We start from the raw sequence: 19,189 nt of genomic DNA on the forward strand, positions 1-19,189 counted from the left end.
CACGAGCGGCACCCGAAACTCATTCGCCGGGTACTCGATGCTCTGCCATACGGACCGACCGAGCGGGCTGCGGTCGAGGAACTCCTGTCCGAGAGTCCAGGCCAGGTGCGAACGGTTGCTCGGGCGACGGCCGTTCGCGAACAGTGCGGGATCGCTGTTGGCGGCGGCGAAGCTGATCACCACCGGGGTGCCCCGGCCGAGCGCGACGCCGGCCAGGTCGACGTCCCGCACCGGATAGTGCACCGCGTAGTTCGCCATCGGCGGGTCGGCCCACAACACCTCGTCGAGCGCGTCCTCGACGGAGGCTCCGCCGCCGAACAGGCTGGCCGAGAACCGCTCGTCGGAGAGGATCAGTCGCAGTCCGTTGGCGATCAGATTGCGCTGTGGTTCGGTGCCGGCGCTCATCAGCATGACGAGTTGGTGGATCATCTCCTCGTCGGTGAGCCGGTTGGGGTGCGCCATCAGCCACGAGGTGACGTCCGAGCCGGGCTCTTCGCGTTTGAGCGCGACGAGTTCGACCAGGGCTCCGGTCAACATCTGATTGGCCGCGTCCGCGTCCCCGACGGCGTCGAAGATGCCCGCGATGCCCGCCACCAGGCGGTCGCCCAACTCGGGCGGGCTGCCGAAGAGTTCGCTGAACACCAGGAGGGGCAGGGTCTTGGCGTAGGAGTTCAGCAGGTCGACGGTGCCGGTGCCCGCCCACTGGTCGACCAGGTAGTCCGAGCTGCGTTCGACGAACCGGCGCAACTGGTACGGGTCGATCCGGTCGAGGCTGTCGGTCACCGCCTGGCGCAGCCGCAGGTGCTCGGCGCCGTCGGAGAACAGACAGTTCGGCCGATACATCATCATCGGCACGACCGGGCTGTCCTCGGGAACCCGGCCGTCGGCCAGCGCGAGCCAGCGTCGGGGGTCCTTGGCGAACAACTCCGGGGAGTGCAGGACGCGCAGCGCGGCGGCGTGGTCGGTGACCAGCATCGCCTCGACGCCGGGCGCCAATTCCACCGGCGCCGCCACGCCCTGTCGGCGCAGGTCTTCGTACACGGCGCGCGGGTCGGCGGAGAACGTCTTGTCGTACAGGGGAACGGCCCCGCCGGCGTGGTGCGCGGGGCAACCCGGAGGCGGGGAGGGGTGACCGCCGGACGAGGGGGCCGGCGGATCGTATGGGCCAGTGTTCACGCGAGTTCCTTGGATGCCCGAAGCTGGAGGTAGCGGACGAGGGCCATCAGGGCCTCCGTCGAGGAGGCGCGGTCGCGGGCGTCGCAGGTGACCAGCGGCGTGTCCGGCAGCAGGTCGAGCGCGGCGCGCAGCTTCTCCAGGGGATGTTCGACGCCGCCGTCGAACCGGTTGATGGCGACGGCGTAGGGCACGTCGTACTCCTCCAACAGGCCGATCACGTCGAAGGATTGGTCGAAGCGCTCGGGGTCGATCAGGACCAGGGCGCCGAGCGCGCCGAGCGTCATGTCTTTCCACACCTGGGCGAAACGCTGCTGCCCGGGCGTGCCGAAGAGGTAGAGCACGAGTCGGTCGCTGAGGGTGAGTCGGCCGAAGTCCAGGGCCACCGTGGTGGTGGTCTTGCGGCCCGCGCCCGTCAGGTCGTCGATGTGTGCGCCGGCCTGCGTCATCGTCTCCTCGGTGGTGAGGGGGCGAATCTCCGACATGGTTCCGACGAAGGTCGTCTTGCCGACGGCGAAGTGCCCGACCACCAGGATCTTCGCCGCGACCTTGACGGAGTCGGCCAGGTAGACGTCGGTGCCGGCGCCGCTAGAGACGGGCGAGTCCATCCAGCACCTCCTGTAGCAGTTGGGTCTTGGGCAACTCGGCGCTGGGGATGGGGCGGCGGGTGGCCACCAGGCCGGTGTCCATCAGGTCGGACAGCAATACCTTGACCACGCCGATGGGGAGTTGCAGGTGTCCGGCGACCTCGGCGACGGAGAGGATCCCGCCGCGGCACAGGGCGAGCAGGCGGGTGCTCTCGGGGTCGAGGATGTGCGGCGACTCGTCGCCCGGCAACGCGATCACCAGGCTGACCAGGTCCAGGCCCTCGCGGGTCGGGTGGCCGCGGCCGCGGGTGATGACGTAGGGGCGGACTAAGTCCGGGGCATCGGATTTCGCCGTGGGATCGTTGGTCATACCGAATGGTCCGCATTCCGTCGGGGCGGGCTGGTCATTTCCTTTCCGAGTTGGCGCACGAGCTGTTGCATGCGGAACGTGATGATCTCCATGTCCACGTTCTGCGTGGCCGATACAGCCAGATAGGCGCCGGGGCCGGCCGCCACGAGGAAGATGAAGCCGTCGCCGAACTCGACGAGGGTCTGACGCCACGGCGTCTCGGAATCGCCGATGAACTCCGCCGTGCTCCGGCTGATGGACTGGAGTCCGGACAGCGCCGCGGCCTGCCGATCGGCTTCGTCCCGGGATATCCCGTCGGAGTGCGCTCGCAATATCCCGTCGGCGGACAACAGGATGGCGTGCCGGGCCTCCGGGACCTTGAGGGCGTCGTTGAGTATCCAGGCCAGCTCGTTGTTCATCGGTTTTCTTGCCCTTTGTCGTCTGTATCGGGAACGCGGCCGGAGCGGGTTCCGCGCAGGAACGCGCCCATCAGCCCCGCGGTCTCCGCGTCCGATCGGTCGGGGGCGTCCGTCGGCGCCGGTTGGTGCGTGCGGTCGACCGGCAGCGGGGCCCGGCGGCGGCGCTGGGGCAGTTCTCCGTCCAGGGCGGCGGTTCCTTCGTCGGCGACGGGAGCGGCGGCCGCGGGTGCGACCGGCCGGGATTCGCCGGTCCCGGCGCGCGGGACGCGGGCGACGCGACGCTGCGCGGGCACCGAGGCGGGCTCCGCGTCGACGGCGGTGGTGAGCAGCCCGGAGGGCAACATCACCACCGCGCGCATGCCGCCGTAGGGCGATCGGGTGTCCACCGACACGGTGAAGCCGTACTGGGCGGCGAGCATGCCGATCACCGGGAAGCCGAACTGGGGCGGGTGGCCCAGCCGGGTGATGCCGACCGGCTCACTGGCGTCGAGGTAGCGGGCCGCGTTCTGCCGGGCCTCCTCGTGCATGCCCACGCCCGCGTCGTCGACCATGATGCACACCCCGTTGGGCACGGTCTGGAAGTTGATCTCGACCGTGGTGTGCGGCGGGGAGTAACTGGCGGCGTTGTCGAGGAGTTCGGCCACCGCGAGGGCGACCGGCTCGACGGCTCGGCCGATGACGGCGACATTGGACTGCATCCGGATCTCCACCCGGAGGTAGTCGCGGATGCGACCCTTCGCACCGCGCATGACGTCGTACAGCGGTGCGGCGGCGCGCTGGCGGCCGGTCCACCCGCCGCAGAGCGCGGCGATCACCTGGGCCCGGCGGCCGAATTGCGAGTTCATGTGGTCGATCGCCAGGAGATCCTGGAGCAGTTGCGCGTCGACGTAGTTGTTCTGCATGTCGGAGATCGCCACCTGCTGTTCGCCGGCGAGCGCCTGGAGGGTGCGCATGGCGGCCTTCAACGCGTTCTTGGCCGAATGGTCGGCGCGATCGCGGGCGTCCTCGACGGCGGTGGTGAACATCTCCACGACCGTCTCGATGCCCTGCGCGTAGGGGGTGGCGCGCAACTCCTCGTGCCGGAGCAGCGATCCCTTCAGTCGTTCCCCGGTCTCGACCAGGGCCGGCAGCAACACCCGGACGACGTTGTCGATCTCGTCGTCGCGCATGCGCACATCCTCGGCCAGCAGGCGATTCCTCTCCCTCAGGTCCCTGACGGTTATTCGGCTGCGGGCCACGTAGACGGCCGCGGCACAGGTGCCGGCCACCCCGTACCAGAGTGCGGGGTCCTGTACAAAGTTCATTCCCACGGTCCTCGTCGCGCTATCAGGCGGGCAACGGCACGCGCAGCGAGTCGATTTCGGCGTCGACCGGGTACGCGAGGCACGCCACGCGGTCTCCGTCCGGCGTGTCGCGGAGTGCGCGACCCGCCCGCTGCACATATCACTCTCCGCTGCTCTCTCGTCGATGGGGCGTAGCGAGTGTAGTGGCGTCGACTTCCCCGTTCCGGGGCACGACGACACTTCTTCTTTCACGTCGACTACACGTGGGTGATCATTCCCGGGATCGAGTTATATGTCCGGTATATCGAGCCATGGCGACCGAATTCGATGCGCCCGTCGGCGGGGACGAATATTCGGAACGCCGGTCGGACGAACGTGGGAAATGGCTTGAATCCAACGGTCATTCGGAGCATTGCGGCCATTGCACCCACCGAATTTCGGGCAGGTCGCGAGATCGGCGGCGACACGAGACCCCGACCGGCGGACCCCGACATCCACGGCCGACGCACAGGCGGGGAAGTTGTTGTGAGGATGTTCACGCATTGGCGACCCGATCGACACAACTTCCCGACGAATGCCGGGGATTCGGACCCACACCCGGATCCTCCCGAAATGGCACGAGGCCCGACACGGGTGCGTCGGGTGTTGTCACCGGGGCCCGGGGTCGATTGCCGGCCTTGCACGAAGCCGCCGAACAGGCCGTCCCGGCGGGCGTCCGGGTCTCATCGCGGGGTGCTTGTCGTGGTGTTGCCTCGGTGGGGGCAGGCGAGGCGGGACAGGATTGCCTGGGCCATCAGGTCCTCCGGGCCCTTCAACGCGTTCGCCAGGGTGTGGTCCGCGGGGAACACCGCCTCCGCCGCGACGTTGTCCTGGACGATTCGGGCCAGGTTGTCGAGGGCGACGAAGACGGGGTCGGTGGGGGGTTGGGCGGTCGGCAGGTCGATCAGGTGCGAGTCGGCCGTTGCGGGGTCCATGAAGCGCCTGATGATGATCGAGTTCTGGTTCAGGGCGGAGGTCGTCCAGATCGACAACACGACGACGTACAGGCCGGGCCAATCCGCCGGGCCGACTCGCTCCCGCCAGCGGGTCAGCAGGGCCTCGACGCCCTCGATCTGGGCCTGTGCCGCGTGTTGGATGTTGGTGCCGATGTCGTCGGTCAGCCGGCTCGTGTAGCTCTCGAACGACGTCGTGTCGACGGAGCGGCGGCGCAGGCACGCGTCGACGAATGCGAGCGACCTGTCCAGGATCCGGGTGCTCGCCGCTGCCAACTCCGGTGCCAGGTGGGCGTCGCCGAGTTGTCGGCGGGCGGTGGCCAGGGTGTCGGCGAAGGACTGGAGCGGGGCCTGCCAGCCGGTCGTTCCGGGGTCCTTGAAGGCCACCATGGCCAGGTCGTGCGGGTCCCGGCGGGCCGAGCCGGGGCGATCCGGGATCCGGGGGTTCAGGTAGGGGGCGATGATCGAGTGGATGCCCAGCGGCGCGTGGGCGATCGACTTGGCCAGCTCGAAGACGTCGGATACCGGGTGCACGGATTCGTGTTCGGCGTTGTGGACGAGCGTGTATCGGCCGCCCCGGTAGTCGTTCTGGACGACGATGACGGGGGCGAGATGTCGGATCAGCTCGGCTCGGAGCGCGTCGTAGTGCGCCCGGGTGTCCGTGTCGATGGCGAAGATCGCGTTGCGGGCCCGGAGTTGCTGCGCCGGCGGACCCGGGTCGCCCGAGGCGCGGGCGCTACCGAGGAGCGTCACGGCGCCGACGGTGCCGGCGCCGCCGAGGAATTCCCGTCGGGTGGTCAAGGTCCGCCCTTCCCGTTCGAGTCTCCCGTGGACCGGGCCCGGCGGATCACCCCTGCCCGTCGTCCTCGTTCTCGTCGTCGCTGTGGGCGTAGAGCTTCAGCACCGGGACGCCCACCTTGTGCCGGGCCCGGGCGGCCCAGTCCCGGTGGAAGAACTCCTCGACCAGGTGCGGGGCGGTCAACACGATCACCTCGTCCGCGCCGACCTGGTCCACCACCGATCGCAGCAGGTCCAGCGGGTGGCCCTCTACCACCTGGCCGACCGCCTCGGAGCCGGCCTCGCGCAGCAGCCGGAGGGTGTGTTCCAGTGCGAGCGCGGCGGGGCGCAGGGAGTCCCGGCCCTCGGGTTCGTCACCCTCGTGGGCCGCTTCCTCCAACTCTCCGAGCACGACATCGTCGATGGTGCGCAGGAGTCGGTCCTCCGCACCCCGAGGGTTCATCAGGACGACGAACGACATCGCCTCGTCGTGCAGGCCGGTGACGAACTCGACATCCAGTGCGGACAACGGTTGCTCGACCATCAGGACGCTCGTGAACACGGCAGACCTTCCCTCGGCGCACCCGGACCGGCGCGGACGGAGAGTAACGATACCGACACCGACCGCTCGCGAGGCGGCGCTCCCGCAACCTCGTGCCCGGCGCGTTGCCCCGAGCGGCCGCGGTCTCGGTCAGGCGGTATCGAGGGCGGTATCGAGGGCGGAATCGGGGGCGATGTTCGTGGGCACTTCGAGGCCCTCGCGCACCAGGCCCAGCAGGCGGCGGCCCTCGTCGGCGCCGCCGCCGGCGATGCACAGGCCGCCCGCGACGGCGAGCAGGTCGTCGGTCGTGACGGTGCGGCGCACGGCACCGGCGGCCTGGGCCCGGATCAGGAGCGGCTCGGCTGCGGCTCGCAGACTGCGGTGCCAACGGTCGAACAGTTCGGTGCGCTGGTGCGCCGCGTCGTGGGTGGCGGCCAGGGCCAGCGGGCGTTTGTCCGCGACGTGTTCGATGAAGGCGCCGAGCCAGACGAACAACGCCTCGGCGGGTGGGGTCGGTGCCTGGGCGAGTGCCGTGCTCTTTTCGCAGAGCGCGGCGACTTCGTCCGCGTAGACGGCGGCGAGCAGTTCGCTGCGGGTGGGGAAGTGCCGGTACAGCGTGGCGTTGCCGACGCCGGCCCGCTTGGCGATGTCGTCGAGCGCCGCGTCTGGGCCGTGCGCGTCGAAGAGTTCCTTGGCCGCCGCGACCAGCCGCCGGGCGTTGCGGGCCGCGTCGGCGCGGGTGCGGCGCGGTGTCCCCGCTGCCGGGTTTTCCGTGTCCGCCATGCCGCACCGCCCTGTCTTCACGGTCGACCGGGGACTTCCCCGGTTAACCTAGCACTCGGAAAACGGGGAACTCCCCGATTGCATGCACCCATGTACCCCTCGACCCGTGACCCCTCGACCCGTGACCCCTCGACCCGTGACCCCTCGACGCCGTGACCTCCGTGACCCCTGACCGCTCACCGCATCCGCGAGAGGAACGACCGTGGCACTGAACGCCGAAGACCGCGTCACCATCACCGACCTGATCGCCCTGCACGGACACCTGATCGACGCGGGCGAACTCCTGCGCCTCGACGAGTTGTTCACCGCCGACATCGTCTACGACGTCACCGACCTGGGCGGAGCCGCGATCGAGGGGCTCGACGGCATCCGTCGGGCCGCACACGCACTCGGTGCCGGCAACCCCGTCGCGCACCACGTCACCAACATCGTGCTGACCCCGATCTCCGACACCGAGGTGACGGCCCGCTCCAAGGGCCTCGGTATCAACGTCGACGGCACGTGCGGCAGCGTGACGTACGAGGACACCGTCGTCACCACGGACGACGGCTGGCGAATCAGCCACCGCAAGGTCCACGCCCGCCGGGTGCCGTTGGACGGCGTGTGGGCCCGGGACGTGTCGTAGGCGGGTCGGCCGCGGCGGTGCCGGCGGGACGCGGGTCTTGGAGCGGTGTGGTTCGTGGGCAACTACGTGATTGTGTACCTCGAACCGCTCGACCATCGGAGGCTTCCGTGAGCAAGTTCCCGCGACGCAAGAGCAGTTACAGCGCCACGAGCAACTGCGTCGAAGCTCGGCTGCGGCGCGAGAAGGGCGTCGAGGTCGGCGATTCCAAGCTCTCGCCCGCCGCTCGCCGGCTCACCTTCACCGACTCGACCTGGACCGCGTTCCTGACCGATACCCGACGATCGCGGGGCTGAGCGCGGCATTTGCCCCCGCCGCGCTGGGTCGGCGGTCGTCGAGCCCAGCCAGGACGACGCCGCCGATGATCAGGAGGCCGCCGGCCGTCCGGGCGGCGGTGGGCGTCTCGTCGATCAGCAGCCAGGCGAAGCCGACACTGGCGACGACTTCCAACAGGGCGACGAACGAGGCCGTGCGTGAGCCGAGTCGGCGGCTCGCGGCGGTTCCCGTGGTGTAGGCCAGGGCGGCGGTGACCAGGCCGAGCAGGAGTACCGGCAACCACCAGGGCACGCGGCCGGTGGTGTAGTCGGCCGGCTCGAGCGTGGCGTGCATCGGCAACAGTCCGACGGCCGCGAGGGCGAGCAGGGTGATGGTGCCGAGTACGAGACCGGCGCCGGTCAGGGCCACCGGCGGCAGGCCGGTGTCGGTGTCCGCCGAGATGAGGAAGTACGCCGTCAGGCCCACCATCGCCCCGAGCGCCCAGGCCACGCCCGACCAGGCCAGGTCGGCGCCGGAGAGCAGGTCGACGGCCAGGACCAGGCCGGCGGCGGCCAGGCCGGAGCCGGCCAGCGTGTACGGGCGCGGTCGTTGGCCCCGGCGCACCCACAACCACACCACGACGGCGGCCGGGGCGGTGTACTCGATCAGCAAGGCCGGCGCGACGTCCATCTCGGCGACCGCGGAGAAGAAGCAGAACTGCGCTCCGGCCAAACCCAATACGCCGTACACCAGCACCACGTGCGCCTGCGCGCGCAGTTGCCGAACGCGGCCGCGCAGGGACACGGCCGCGAACGGCGCCACCACGAGCGCGGCGAGGCCGACCCGGGCCAGCACGATCGCTCCCGGACTCCAGCCGGACGAGAGCAGCCCGCGGGCCAACGATCCCGACAGGCCGAAGGACGCCGCGGAGACGACGGCGAGGAAGAGGCCGCCGCCGAGGGCGCCGGAGGAGGTGCGTACGCGCGACACGTCATCGGCCATACGGGTCATAGGCCATGACATTACGAGGCGCTATGTAAGATGTCAAAATGATTTTTGGTCATGACACCGAGTCCGCCCTCCAGGCAGCCGTGGCGCTGACCAACAGTGCGCGGGGGTCGGACACCCTCACCACCGTCCGGGAGTTGCGGGCCTGGTACACCGAGCACGGCTACACCGGACGCCGGGACGGCGATGCCGCCGAACTCGCGAGCCTTCGGGCGTTGCGGCCCGTGCTGCGGGAGTTGTTGACCGCCGACCGCGAGCACGCCGCGAGCCTGGTGAACACGATGCTCGCCGAGGCCCGCGCGCTCCCGCAGCTCGTTCGGCACGACGACCAGGACTGGCATCTGCACGCGGTCTCCGCGGACGCGCCGCTGGCCACCCGGGTGATCGTGGAGACCGCGATGGCGATGACCGACGTGGTGCGCGTCGACGAATCGTCCCGGCTGTTCCTGTGCGCGGACCAGGGCTGCGAGGGCATCGTCCTGGACCTCACCCGCAACCGTTCCCGCCGCTATTGCAGCACTACGTGCGCCAACCGCAACGCGGTGGCCGCCTACCGCGCCCGCCTCGGCGCGCGGCAAGCGGACGGGCCTTGATCCGAAGCTCCGAATGGTGGTTCACTGCTTGCATGGCCTACCGCAAGACACCGGCCGAACACGACCGCCTGAACGCGGCCCGCGAGCACCTGGTCGAGCAGGCCACCACCGTGGTCGCCGAGCTGGGCTGGGCCAACGCCTCGGTGACCGCGGTGGCCGCCGCCGCGGGCATCTCGGCCGGCTCGGTCTACCAGCACTTCCCGTCCAAGGCCGCCTTGGCGGTCGAGGTCTTCCGCCGGGCCTCCGGGCGCGAACTGGAGGTCCTGGGCCGGGTCCTGCACGACGGCGACGGCGACGCCGCGGCTCGGCTCGCGCACGGCGTCGCGGTGTTCGCCCGCCGCGCCCTGGAACGCCGCGGCCTGGCCTACGCACTGCTGGCCGCACCCGCCGAACCCGCCGTGGGCGAGCAACGACTGGAGTTCCGCCGCCGCTACCGGGACCTCTTCGCGCAGGTGGTCCGCGAGGGCATGGCCGCCGGCCTGATGCCGGCCCAGGACCCGGAGGTCACCGCCGCCGCCCTCACCGGCGCCATCGGCGAGGTGCTGATCGACCCACTGGCCGCACCGGCCGAGGAGGCCGTCGAGGACCTCGTGGCCGCATTGACCGCGATGTCCCTGCGCTGCGCGGGCGCCCGCGTCGACGCACGTCCGATCGATCCAGGAGGTTCCCGATGCCCGTGACCGCAACGCCCGCGCCGCGCAGCAACCCCACGGCGCGCACCCACGAGGTGAGCAACCAGGCCCCACCGCTGGTCGGACACGACGTCGCCGACGATCCGGTGCTGCTGGAGGGCATCGCACGCGAGGGTGCCCAGTGGTACGAGGCGGACCTGCACCGGGTCGGCCGGCTCGCGGGCAGCGAGGAGGTGCAGCGCTGGGCGGAGCAGGCCAACCGCTGCGAGCCGGAACTGCGCACGCACGACCGCTACGGCAACCGCATCGACGAGGTCGAATTCCACCCCGCCTACCATCACTTGCTGGACGTCGCGGTCCGCGAGGGCCTGGCCGGGGCCCCCTGGGCGGATCCGCGCCCGGGCGCGCACGTGGCCCGCGCGGCCGGATTCATGGTGTGGACCACCGCCGAGGCCGGGCACGGTTGCCCCGTCTCGATGACCTACGCGATCGTGCCCGCGCTCCGCGCCACCCCCGAACTGGCCGCGCTCTACGAGCCGTTGCTCACCAGCCGCGATTACGATCCGGGCCTGCGCGCGCCCGCGGCCAAGCGCGGCCTCCTCGCCGGCATGGGCATGACCGAGAAGCAGGGCGGCACCGACGTCCGCGCCAACACCACGACCGCCACCGAACACGCCGACGGCACCTGGCGGTTGCGCGGCCACAAGTGGTTCACCAGCGCCCCGATGAACGACCTGTTCCTGGTGCTCGCGCAGGCGCCCGGGGGCCTGTCCTGCTTCCTGGTGCCCCGGGTGCTCCCGGACGGCAGCCGCAACACCTTCCGCATCCAGCGCCTCAAGGACAAGCTCGGCAACCGCAGCAACGCCAGCAGCGAACCCGAGTTCGACGACACCGTCGCGTGGTTGGTCGGCGCCGAGGGCCACGGCGTGCGCACCATCATCGACATGGTCACCATGACCCGGCTCGACTGCGTGCTCGGCTCCGCGTCCGGCACCCGGGCCGCCCTCGCCCAGGCCGCCCACCACGTGCGGCACCGCTCGGTGTTCGGCCGCAAGCTGATCGACCAGCCGCTGATGCGCAACGTGATCGCCGACTTGGGCGTGGAGTCGGAGGCCGCGAGCACGCTCGCGCTGCGCCTCGCGGGCGCCGTCGACCGGTCCCGACGCGGCGACACGCACGAACGCGCCTTCCTGCGCACGGCCATCGCGGTGGCCAAGTACTGGGTGTGCAAGCGCCAGCCCGCGGCCGTCGTCGAGGCGCTGGAATGCCTGGGCGGCAACGGCTACGACGAAGCCTCGGGCCTGCCCAGGCTCTACCGTGACGCGCCGCTCAACGGCATCTGGGAGGGCTCCGGCAACGTCCAGGCCTTGGACGTCCTGCGCACCCTGCACCGCGAACCCGAGTCGCTCGCCGCGTTCGCCGCCGAAATCGACGCCGCGTCCGGTGCCGACAGCCGCCTGGACACCGCCTGGCGGGCGCTCCGCGACGAACTGGTACCGACCCGGGACCTCGAACCGCAGGCCCGCCGGCTGGCCGAATCCATGGCCCTGGTCCTCCAGGGCTCCCTGCTCGTCCGGCACGCGCCGACCGCCGTCGCCGACGCCTTCTGCGCCTCCCGACTGACCCCCGAACGCGGCCTGACCTTCGGCACCCTGCCCGCCGGCCTCGACCTCGCCCCCATCCTGGACCGGTTGCCGGGACGCACGGACTGACCGGGGGAGCGGGGGCGGCCTCCCGCCGTGCCGGGAGGCCGCCTTTCGTGCGTGTCGGCTACCAGCAACCGGCCGCGAAGGACACGGTCGCGCAGAGCGGGCCGGACAGCAGCCAGGTGCTCCGGGCGAACTTGCCGGTGTGCACGTCGCCGCCGGAGATCATGGTCAGGTCGATGTCACCGGACGGGTGCACGACGCCGGGCAGTTCCTCGCGCAGATCCTCGTCCTTCCAGGCGCGGATCAGCTCGTCGATGTCGTTCGGGTTGCTCATGGACGGTCCTTCCTTCTCAGGGCGTGAGAACGGCGCTGGTCGCGCCGTCGCCTCCGGAGCGAGCCGGGGTTGCCGGCGCTCCGGTGGAATGTGGGCCGAACAGGTCGGCGTAGTGCCCGCCCAGGGCGAGCAGTTCGGGGTGCCGGCCGCGTTCGACGATGCGGCCCGCGTCGAGCACGAGGATCTCGTCGGCGTTCTCGATCGCGGACAGCCGGTGCGAGACGACCAGTCGGGTGATCTCCAGCCGGTTGAGCGCCGCGTCGACGGCGCGTTCGGTGGCCGGGTCCAGGTGGCTGGTCGCCTCGTCCAGGATCAGCAGCCGCGGGCGGTGCACCAGGGCGCGGGCCAGCGCGACCCGCTGCCGCTGCCCGGCCGACAGCGCCACGCCGCCTTCGCCGACGTTCGTCTCGTAGCCCATCGGCATCCGCCGCACGTCCTCGTGCAGGCCCGCGAGTTCGGCCGCGTGCTCCACCTCGGACCGGGTCGACTCCGGGCTGCCGAGCGCGATGTTGTCGGCGATGCTGCCGTCGAACAGGGACAGGTCCTGGAGCACGGCACCGCAGTGCGTCCGCAGCGCACGCAGATCGAGCCGCTCCAACGGCACGCCGGAGAGCAGGACTTCACCCCGATCGGGCCGGAGCAGTCCGAGCACGAGCAGCGCCAGCGTGCTCTTGCCCGAACCGGTGCGCCCGGCGACCCCGATCTTGCGTCCGGGGGGCAGCGCGAGCGAGATGTCGCTCAGCACGGGCGCGGCCTCGCGGTCGTAGCCGAAGGTGACCCCGGTCAGCGCGACACCGATCGGTCCGCGACCGGGCAGCCGTTCGTCCCCGCCGCGCTCCGGCTCCGAGTCCAGCACGTCGTACATGCGTTCCACCTGTGCCCGGACCAGTTGCAGGGACTGACCGGCGCCGGCGAGCGAGTTCAACGGCTCCAGTACCGCGATGGCGACGGCGTTCGCGGCGAGCATCACGCCGACCGGCATCGCGCCGTTCAGGACCAGCCCGACGCCGACGGTCAACAGCACCAGCGGCGAGATCACCCGGAGCGTGCCCAGCGCGGCGTCCACGGCGGCGGAGGTGCGCCCGCGCCGCAGGCTCGTCTGCTGGTGCACCTCGAACAGGGCGCTCCAGCGGCGCAGCGCCCGGCCCTCGGCCCCGTTGGCCTTCACCGGCAACACGGCGTCCAACGTCTCGACCAGATAGCCCTGTTCGCGGGACATCGCGGTGAGTTCGCGCTGCGCGAGTCTGCCCTGCCGACCGTAGCTGCCCATGATCACGGCCAGTTGCAGCCCGCCCAGGGCGAGGGTGACCAGGACGTACTCGGGTGCGAGTACGGCCAGCCCGATCAGATAGCAACCGAGCATCGACGCGTCGAGCGCCACCATGAGCAACTGGCCGGTCAGTGCCTCGCGCGCCGTGGTGACACTGGCCAGGCGCAGCAGCAGGTCGCCGCGCGAGCGGCGCAGGAAGAACGGCAGCGGTTGGCGCAGCAGATGGGTCATGAAGCCGGGGGTGAGCACCGCGTTGGCCCGGGTGCGCAGCGTCACCACGACCCAGCCTCGGGTCAGGGCCGTGATCGCCTGGGCGAGCGCGACGATCGCCACGCCCGCGATCAGGACCGGCAGCAGATCGTGGCGTCCGTCCGGCAGCAGGGTGTCGACCACGTAGGCGGTGGCCAACGGCAGGGCCAGGCCCACGCCCTGGAGCGCGGCCGAGGCGAGCAGGATTGCCGCCATCGGCTTTCGGGTGCCGGGCACCGCCAGCACGTCCCGCAGGTAGCGCGACATCGGCCAGTCGCGCGGCCGTCCCAGCCGGCGGGTGAACCCGGGCGCCGGGGTGAGGCGCAGGTGGATGCCGCTGTAGTCGGCGGCGAACTCCGGGTGCGAGACGCGCATGCGTCCGTCGGCCGGATCGGCGAGGTAGGCCCATTTCGCCGTGCGCCGTTCCAACACCACGAAATGCCGTTTGCGCCAGAACAACATCAGCGGACCCGGCGGCAGTCGGTCCGGTTCGGCCCGCTCGACCCGTGCGGACAGCCCGAGTTCCCCGGCCACCTCGATCAGCCGGCCGACCGAGAGACCGTCGCGTCCGGCCTCCAGCAGTCGCCGGCCGTCGGCGGTGGTGGTGTGCCGGCCGAAGTACGAGGCGATCATCGCCAGGCAGGCGATGCCGCATTCGGTATCGGTGAGTTGTTGGCGCAACGGCACCCGCCGGGTCCGCCTCCGCAACCAGGTGAACAACCGCGCGATCGCCGGCAACAGCAGCCCCGATCGGTGGCGCGACGGCACCGTGCCGAGTGGAGTGTTCGACGTGCTCACCGCACGCTCCCGCGGTTCTCCCGCGGCGGCCGGAGCAGCAGGAGCGAGGGCACCCGCTCGGGGTCCGCCAGGCGCAGCAGCCCGTAGCCGATCCCGGCCAGGCCGGTCATCAGCGCCGGGGTCTCCACGTGCCCGGGGGTACCGCAGCGCGGGTCCTCCCCGATCGCGGCCGCGGCGAAGGCGATCGGGTCCGGACCGTCGTGGAGTCCGCGTTCGCGGGCCGCGAGCACGAGTTCGGCGTTGCCGAGCGTGCCGTGGCACAGGCAGTGCGCGGTCGGGACGTGCGCGCCGTGCACGGTCGCGGACAACGCGAGCCGCAGATCCTCGCGCAGCACGGGTATCTCCCGCAGGCCCAGGACGTCGGCCCGGGCCAGACCGATGCCCGGCGCGCCGTGGCACCAGCCGTACATGTGCGAGAGAGGCGCGTCCGGGGCACGTGGGTCGCGCCGATGATCGGGCCAGTTGCGCCACTCCGGCCGATATTCGGCACGTTCGTAGGCGAACGCGGCCAGCGCGGCCTCCCACATCGCACCGTCACCGGTGACCGCCGCGAGTCTGGCCAGGGCCCAGCCGATGCCCGCCGCACCGTGCGAGAACCCGAGCAGGGGAGTCGGATGCGCCTCGTGCCGCCAGGCGATGCCCTCGGCCCGGGCCTCGGCACGTGTCATCAGCCGGGCGCCGCGGTCCAGGGCGATCTCCAGCGCCTGCGCCGAGCCGGTGCGCGCGTGCACGGCCAGGAGCGCTGCGATGGTGCCCGCGTCGCCGCCGAGCACATCCGGCGAGTACGCGCCGTCCCGGGTCGACCCCCGCGCGATCAGCCGGACCACGTCGGCCGGCGGCGGCACCCGATCCTCGCCCGCACACGCGCCGATGTGCGTCAATGCGTACGCCACCCCGGGCAGCCCGGCGAAGCCGGCGGCGCCGCCGAGGGCCGCAGCCGGCCCGTCGAGCAGCCGGGGCAACTGCCACAACGCCCGGACCGCGAGGTCGAGATGACGTCGCTCGCCGGTGAGCGCGCCGAGCCTGGCCAGGAACACCGCGATGCCGACGGCACCGTCGTACAGACCGCCGCCCGTCGGCGCCACCTGCCAGCCGGAGTCCCCGATCCGGGTGAGCCCCAACCAGGAGACCCGATCCCCCTGCCGGATCGCCGAGGCGGCCAGCCGGTCGCCGATCCGGGCGGCCGACTCCAGGCACGCGGCCGCGGCGGGGGCGGCCGAGGGACGGTTTTCGGTCGTCGCCGGGCAGGTGCGGTCGTATGTTCGCTCGACCGCCCCGACCTTGGGCCGGGTGGCCAGGGAGGCCCGGATCACCCACTCCTGGCGGTCCCGGTCGGCCGGACCGAAGCCGGCCAGTTTGGCCCGGGCACGTTCCAGCGGGCTCTGCGCGAAGTAGCCCGCGAGCCGCTCGCCCCGGCCGGTCCACAGATCACGCGAGTCCGGCCGGGCACCGAAGATCGGCACGTCGCCCTCCCACAGATCCGCCTGTTCGTAGGGCACGAGGCGGGCGAACTGCGGGTCCGGTCGCGACAGTGCCCACAGGAAGTCCTGGAAACGATCCCGATCCAGCGCATCCCGCAGCAGATCCGGATGGGTGCCCTCGTCCAACAGCGTCGCGTAGACCTGGGTCGGTCGCAGGATCGCCCGCACCTGCATCCCGGCAAATCTCGCCAACAATCCGCTATCGCCCAGCAGTTCGTCACGACATCGAGCGAGGACGCCGTACCCGGCGCGGAACCCCTCGACCAACTCATGCACGTAGTCGGTCGGTTCGGCCGGACCGCCGGCCAGCGTCGGCCGGTTGTCCGCGCCTTCGAAGACGGATCGGGTCCGCACCAGGCGCATCGTGTCGGTGCCCAGATCCTCCCAGTCGGGCGCCGCGAACGGCAGCGCGGCGCCGCGATCCCCACCGACCCCGCCCATGTCCAACTCGCCGAGCTCGCCCGACAGCACGATGGGCAGCAGCCCCACCCGCAACACCGACGACATCAGCACCTCGGCCGCCGGATCCCGGTCGTCCACGCCGAGCAGCCGGTGCGGATGCAGCAGCCCCTCCAGATCCAGGAGCACCGGTTGCGCACCGTGCGCGATCAGGTTCTCGTAGTGGAAATCGGCGCCCTCGACCGCGTGCAGCAGGGCCAGCAGGGCACCCAACCGCCGGTAGTAGTCCCCGACTTCGGCAGCCGAGCGGCACTCGGCGGGCTCGACGAACTCGATCCACCCGTACGCGAGACGATCCAGCGCGGCGGGAACCCGCAGTCCCATCCCGCCGATCCGCTCGTCGAACCACGCCAACACCTCGCGGAAGCGGACGTGCACCCCCATCGGCCGCGGCTTGTAGACCAGCCGCTCCCCACCCCGAAACCGCAACACGGCCACCGCCCGGCCACCCCCGTGGGTGTCCCCACCACCGAGCACGATCGAGACGGGGTCTCCGATGTCCCGCCCGCCGAACAGGGCGGACCCGATCGCCTCGCGGTCGGCCCGCAGACGCCGGAACACCTCCGTCACGGCGGTGACCGTCTGATCGGTACGCCGGGCCGACAGCCGTGCCAGGACCGGGTATTCGAAGAACAACGCCTCGCGTCCGGCCCGGGTGGCGAGTTTCTCGACGAACGACCCGAAGCGTTCCCCCGAGGTGTCCCCGGGGAGGCGGCCGCCGACCCGCATCACGTTGAGTTCCAGGACCAGCGTGCGCAACGCGGCCACCACGAGCGACCTGCTCAGCGCCTCGCCGATGTCGCCGCACAACGCGTCCGCGCTCTGCGGGGGCAACTCGGCGCGCAGCCGGTCAAGTGCGTCGGCCACGAAGGGGCGCACGATCGACACGACCCCGCCGCGCCAACCCTGCGCGGGGTCCCACGCCGGTTCGTCCCGGTCCAGCACCCGTTCCAGGGCCTGCCACCATTGGGGCACCCGCCCGGCCCGGTCGGCCAGTTGCTCGGTGGGCTCGGCCAACAGCGCGAACAACCCGGCCTCGTCCCACCCGTCACCGAGCAGCGCCAACCGCTCCGTCAACCATCCCGGGTCGGCGCCGCGCCAGCGTGCCAGTCGGCGGAGCGCCCGCTTCTCGGCGTTCCCGGCGGCCTCGCCGCCCAGCGCCGCGCGCTCGACCAGATTCAACGCCCGCGCCCACGCCGGAGCGCCCAACACGGGCAACCCGTGCGGTGCGTGGGACGAGACGGTGACATCCGGCATGAGGGCCCCCCAGGCGCCAACGGTCACAGACGCACCAGCCCGATGCGCGGGCTCATGTTTTCAATTGGATGGCTGTCCAGTCAACAAAAAACTGCACCGACGGTGACCGAAGATCACCCGAAGGTGAGCCCTGGGTCCTGAGCCCCGCGTGCTGAGTCCCGAGCCCTGAGCCTGTGCGCGACGCTCGGCGGCACCCGCAGGGGCGACGAGCCGGGGCGGCCGAGGCGACTTGTGCCCCACGTCGCCCGATGCGACCGGGTCGGGATGTCCGCCGGATCGCGGCGCGGTGTCCGGATTCGCCCCCCGGCCGGCGTCGCGTACAACCGATGGTTGTGTCCGCCCGCCGGCAGGTTGTTTGCTCTCGTCGCCCGCCACTCGCTTGGATGCCGATGGTCCGCAATCGCGGGTCGGGGCGGCGAGGGGTGCGTGGGGTATGGCGGGTCGGCGGGCGCTGGGGCCGAGGTTCGGGCGGTTGTGGGCCGCGTATGCCGTCAGCGCGTACGGCACCTCGCTCGGATTCGGCGCGTTTCCGCTGATCGCGGTCCTCGTGCTGGACTCCGGGCCGGGGCAGGTGGCGGCGCTGGCCGCGGCCGGGCGGGCGGTGGGGGCGCTGGTGGCGGTGCCGCTCGGCCCGTGGGTGGAGTTCCGGCGCAAGCGGCAGGTCATGGTTGCGATGGACCTGATCCGGTTCGCGGCGTTGATGAGCGTGCCCGCCGCGTTCGCGCTCGGCCGGCTCGGCTTCGCCCAACTGCTCGTGGTGTCCGTCGTCGTCGCCGCCGCCGACATCGCCTTCAAGGCCGCCGCCGGCGCGTATCTGAAGACGCTGGTGCAGCCGGCGGACCTGCTCGTGGCGAACAGCCGCTTCGAGTCCACGACATGGACCGCGACCATCGTCGGACCACCGCTCGGCGGCGCCGCGATCGGCGTGTTCGGCCCGGTGACGACCGTGATCGCCGACGCGGTCAGCTACCTGCTCTCGGCGCTGGGCATCCGCTCCATCGGCGGGACGGAACCACGCACCGCCGCACCGCGGTTGCGTGCGCGTGACCTCCCCGAGGGGTGGCGGCACATCCTGACCCGACCCGCGCTGCGCCCGCTGTACCTCAACACGATCGTGGTCAACGGCCTGATCATGGCCTCCCAACCGCTGCTCGCCGTGCTCATGCTGCGCGATCTCGGCTTCGCACCCTGGCAGTACGGGCTCGTGTTCGCCGCCCCCTGCATCGGCGGCCTGCTCGGTGCCCGCCTCGCGCAGCCACTCGTGGCCCGGTACGGACGGCACCGGGTGCTTCGCACCGCCGGCGCGCTGCGCGCGTGCTGGCCGCTGGGCCTGGCCTTCGTCCGGCCCGGCCTGCCCGGGATCGTCCTGGTCATCGTCGTGCAACTCGGCCTGGTGACCTGCTGCGGCCTGTTCAACCCGGTACTGGCCACCCACCGGCTCGAACACACCGCCCCCGACCGGGTCGCCCGCACCCTGGCCGCCTGGTCGGTCAGCACCAGCATCGGCATCGCGGCCCTGACCGCCGGCTGGGGCCTGCTGGCCGCCGTCACCGGCCCACGCACCGCGATCGCCGCCGCCGGCCTGCTCCTCCTGGCCACCCCACTGCTGCTCCCGCGCCGCGAGAGCGTGTCGCCCAAGGACAGGGAAGAGGCGGTGAACCCGATCGGCTGAGGGGTG

At 71.6% G+C, this 19,189-nt stretch carries 18 protein-coding genes; 6 read left to right on the forward strand and 12 right to left on the reverse strand.

Annotated elements, in window-relative coordinates; all coding sequences use genetic code 11:
- The 8 genes from ABZ374_RS05540 to ABZ374_RS05575 all read right to left on the reverse strand — a co-directional run.
- On the reverse strand, nt 1-1,014 hold a 1,014-nt coding region (locus tag ABZ374_RS05540; RefSeq protein WP_360307167.1), incomplete at its 3' end, for a cytochrome P450.
- A gap of 158 nt (nt 1,015-1,172) precedes the next feature.
- The gene (locus tag ABZ374_RS05545; protein ID WP_360306477.1) at nt 1,173-1,781 is read right to left on the reverse strand and encodes an ATP/GTP-binding protein; all 609 of its coding nucleotides are present in this window, start codon (nt 1,779-1,781) and stop codon (nt 1,173-1,175) included.
- Nucleotides 1,762-2,130 (reverse strand): DUF742 domain-containing protein, encoded by a 369-nt coding sequence (locus tag ABZ374_RS05550; protein ID WP_360306481.1) that lies wholly within the window; start codon nt 2,128-2,130, stop codon nt 1,762-1,764. Before ABZ374_RS05550 ends, ABZ374_RS05545 begins: the two co-directional genes overlap by 20 nt.
- Nucleotides 2,127-2,528, reverse strand: coding sequence for a roadblock/LC7 domain-containing protein (locus ABZ374_RS05555; RefSeq protein ID WP_360306484.1), 402 nt, complete (start codon nt 2,526-2,528; stop codon nt 2,127-2,129). The genes ABZ374_RS05550 and ABZ374_RS05555 overlap by 4 nt, the downstream gene beginning before the upstream one ends.
- Complete coding sequence (locus ABZ374_RS05560) at nt 2,525-3,832, reverse strand: ATP-binding protein (protein WP_360306487.1); 1,308 nt, start codon at nt 3,830-3,832, stop codon at nt 2,525-2,527. Before ABZ374_RS05560 ends, ABZ374_RS05555 begins: the two co-directional genes overlap by 4 nt.
- A 701-nt stretch (nt 3,833-4,533) precedes the next feature.
- Nucleotides 4,534-5,556, reverse strand: a complete 1,023-nt coding sequence (locus tag ABZ374_RS05565) for a hypothetical protein (protein WP_360306490.1) — start codon at nt 5,554-5,556, stop codon at nt 4,534-4,536.
- Nucleotides 5,557-5,650: 94 nt separating this feature from the next.
- The gene (locus ABZ374_RS05570) at nt 5,651-6,142 is read right to left on the reverse strand and encodes an indole-3-glycerol phosphate synthase (RefSeq protein ID WP_360306492.1); all 492 of its coding nucleotides are present in this window, start codon (nt 6,140-6,142) and stop codon (nt 5,651-5,653) included.
- Between the two features lie 129 nt (nt 6,143-6,271).
- Nucleotides 6,272-6,904 carry a helix-turn-helix domain-containing protein gene (locus ABZ374_RS05575; RefSeq protein WP_360306495.1) on the reverse strand — a complete coding sequence of 211 codons (633 nt, stop codon included), beginning with the start codon at nt 6,902-6,904 and terminating at the stop codon, nt 6,272-6,274.
- 202 nt (nt 6,905-7,106) lie between these two features.
- On the opposite strand from ABZ374_RS05575, the gene ABZ374_RS05580 reads away from it, so the two are divergent.
- On the forward strand, nt 7,107-7,529 hold the full coding sequence (locus tag ABZ374_RS05580) for a nuclear transport factor 2 family protein (protein ID WP_360306498.1): 423 nt from the start codon (nt 7,107-7,109) through the stop codon (nt 7,527-7,529).
- Between the two features lie 107 nt (nt 7,530-7,636).
- Nucleotides 7,637-7,822, forward strand: a complete 186-nt coding sequence (locus ABZ374_RS05585; protein ID WP_360306501.1) for a DUF397 domain-containing protein — start codon at nt 7,637-7,639, stop codon at nt 7,820-7,822.
- Here the strand turns inward: ABZ374_RS05585 and ABZ374_RS05590 are convergent.
- Complete coding sequence (locus ABZ374_RS05590) at nt 7,767-8,783, reverse strand: EamA family transporter (protein WP_360306504.1); 1,017 nt, start codon at nt 8,781-8,783, stop codon at nt 7,767-7,769. The two genes, ABZ374_RS05585 and ABZ374_RS05590, sit on opposite strands and share 56 nt — an antisense overlap.
- Before the next feature lie 47 nt (nt 8,784-8,830).
- Here ABZ374_RS05590 and ABZ374_RS05595 point away from each other — a divergent pair, with 47 nt between their 5' ends.
- The 3 genes from ABZ374_RS05595 to ABZ374_RS05605 are packed head-to-tail and all read left to right on the forward strand — an operon-like array spanning nt 8,831 to nt 11,726.
- Nucleotides 8,831-9,382, forward strand: coding sequence for a CGNR zinc finger domain-containing protein (locus tag ABZ374_RS05595; RefSeq protein ID WP_360306507.1), 552 nt, complete (start codon nt 8,831-8,833; stop codon nt 9,380-9,382).
- 32 nt (nt 9,383-9,414) lie between these two features.
- Entirely contained in the window at nt 9,415-10,062 is a 648-nt protein-coding gene (locus ABZ374_RS05600) for a TetR family transcriptional regulator (protein WP_360306510.1), read from the forward strand.
- The gene (locus ABZ374_RS05605; RefSeq protein WP_360306513.1) at nt 10,053-11,726 is read left to right on the forward strand and encodes an acyl-CoA dehydrogenase family protein; all 1,674 of its coding nucleotides are present in this window, start codon (nt 10,053-10,055) and stop codon (nt 11,724-11,726) included. Before ABZ374_RS05600 ends, ABZ374_RS05605 begins: the two co-directional genes overlap by 10 nt.
- A gap of 58 nt (nt 11,727-11,784) precedes the next feature.
- On the opposite strand, the gene ABZ374_RS05610 is transcribed toward ABZ374_RS05605, so the two are convergent.
- Genes ABZ374_RS05610 through ABZ374_RS05620 form a run of 3 tightly spaced genes read right to left on the reverse strand, consistent with a single transcriptional unit; the run spans nt 11,785 to nt 17,511 of the window.
- On the reverse strand, nt 11,785-11,997 hold the full coding sequence (locus ABZ374_RS05610) for a mersacidin/lichenicidin family type 2 lantibiotic (protein WP_360306516.1): 213 nt from the start codon (nt 11,995-11,997) through the stop codon (nt 11,785-11,787).
- A gap of 16 nt (nt 11,998-12,013) precedes the next feature.
- Nucleotides 12,014-14,314 (reverse strand): peptidase domain-containing ABC transporter, encoded by a 2,301-nt coding sequence (locus ABZ374_RS05615; RefSeq protein WP_360306519.1) that lies wholly within the window; start codon nt 14,312-14,314, stop codon nt 12,014-12,016.
- Complete coding sequence (locus tag ABZ374_RS05620; RefSeq protein ID WP_360306522.1) at nt 14,311-17,511, reverse strand: type 2 lanthipeptide synthetase LanM family protein; 3,201 nt, start codon at nt 17,509-17,511, stop codon at nt 14,311-14,313. The genes ABZ374_RS05615 and ABZ374_RS05620 overlap by 4 nt, the downstream gene beginning before the upstream one ends.
- A gap of 433 nt (nt 17,512-17,944) precedes the next feature.
- On the opposite strand from ABZ374_RS05620, the gene ABZ374_RS05625 reads away from it, so the two are divergent.
- Nucleotides 17,945-19,183, forward strand: a complete 1,239-nt coding sequence (locus ABZ374_RS05625) for an MFS transporter (RefSeq protein ID WP_360306525.1) — start codon at nt 17,945-17,947, stop codon at nt 19,181-19,183.
- Nucleotides 19,184-19,189 lie beyond the last annotated feature (6 nt).

It is taken from the genome of Embleya sp. NPDC005971 (assembly GCF_040629175.1).
Classification (GTDB): Bacteria; Actinomycetota; Actinomycetes; order Streptomycetales; family Streptomycetaceae; genus Embleya.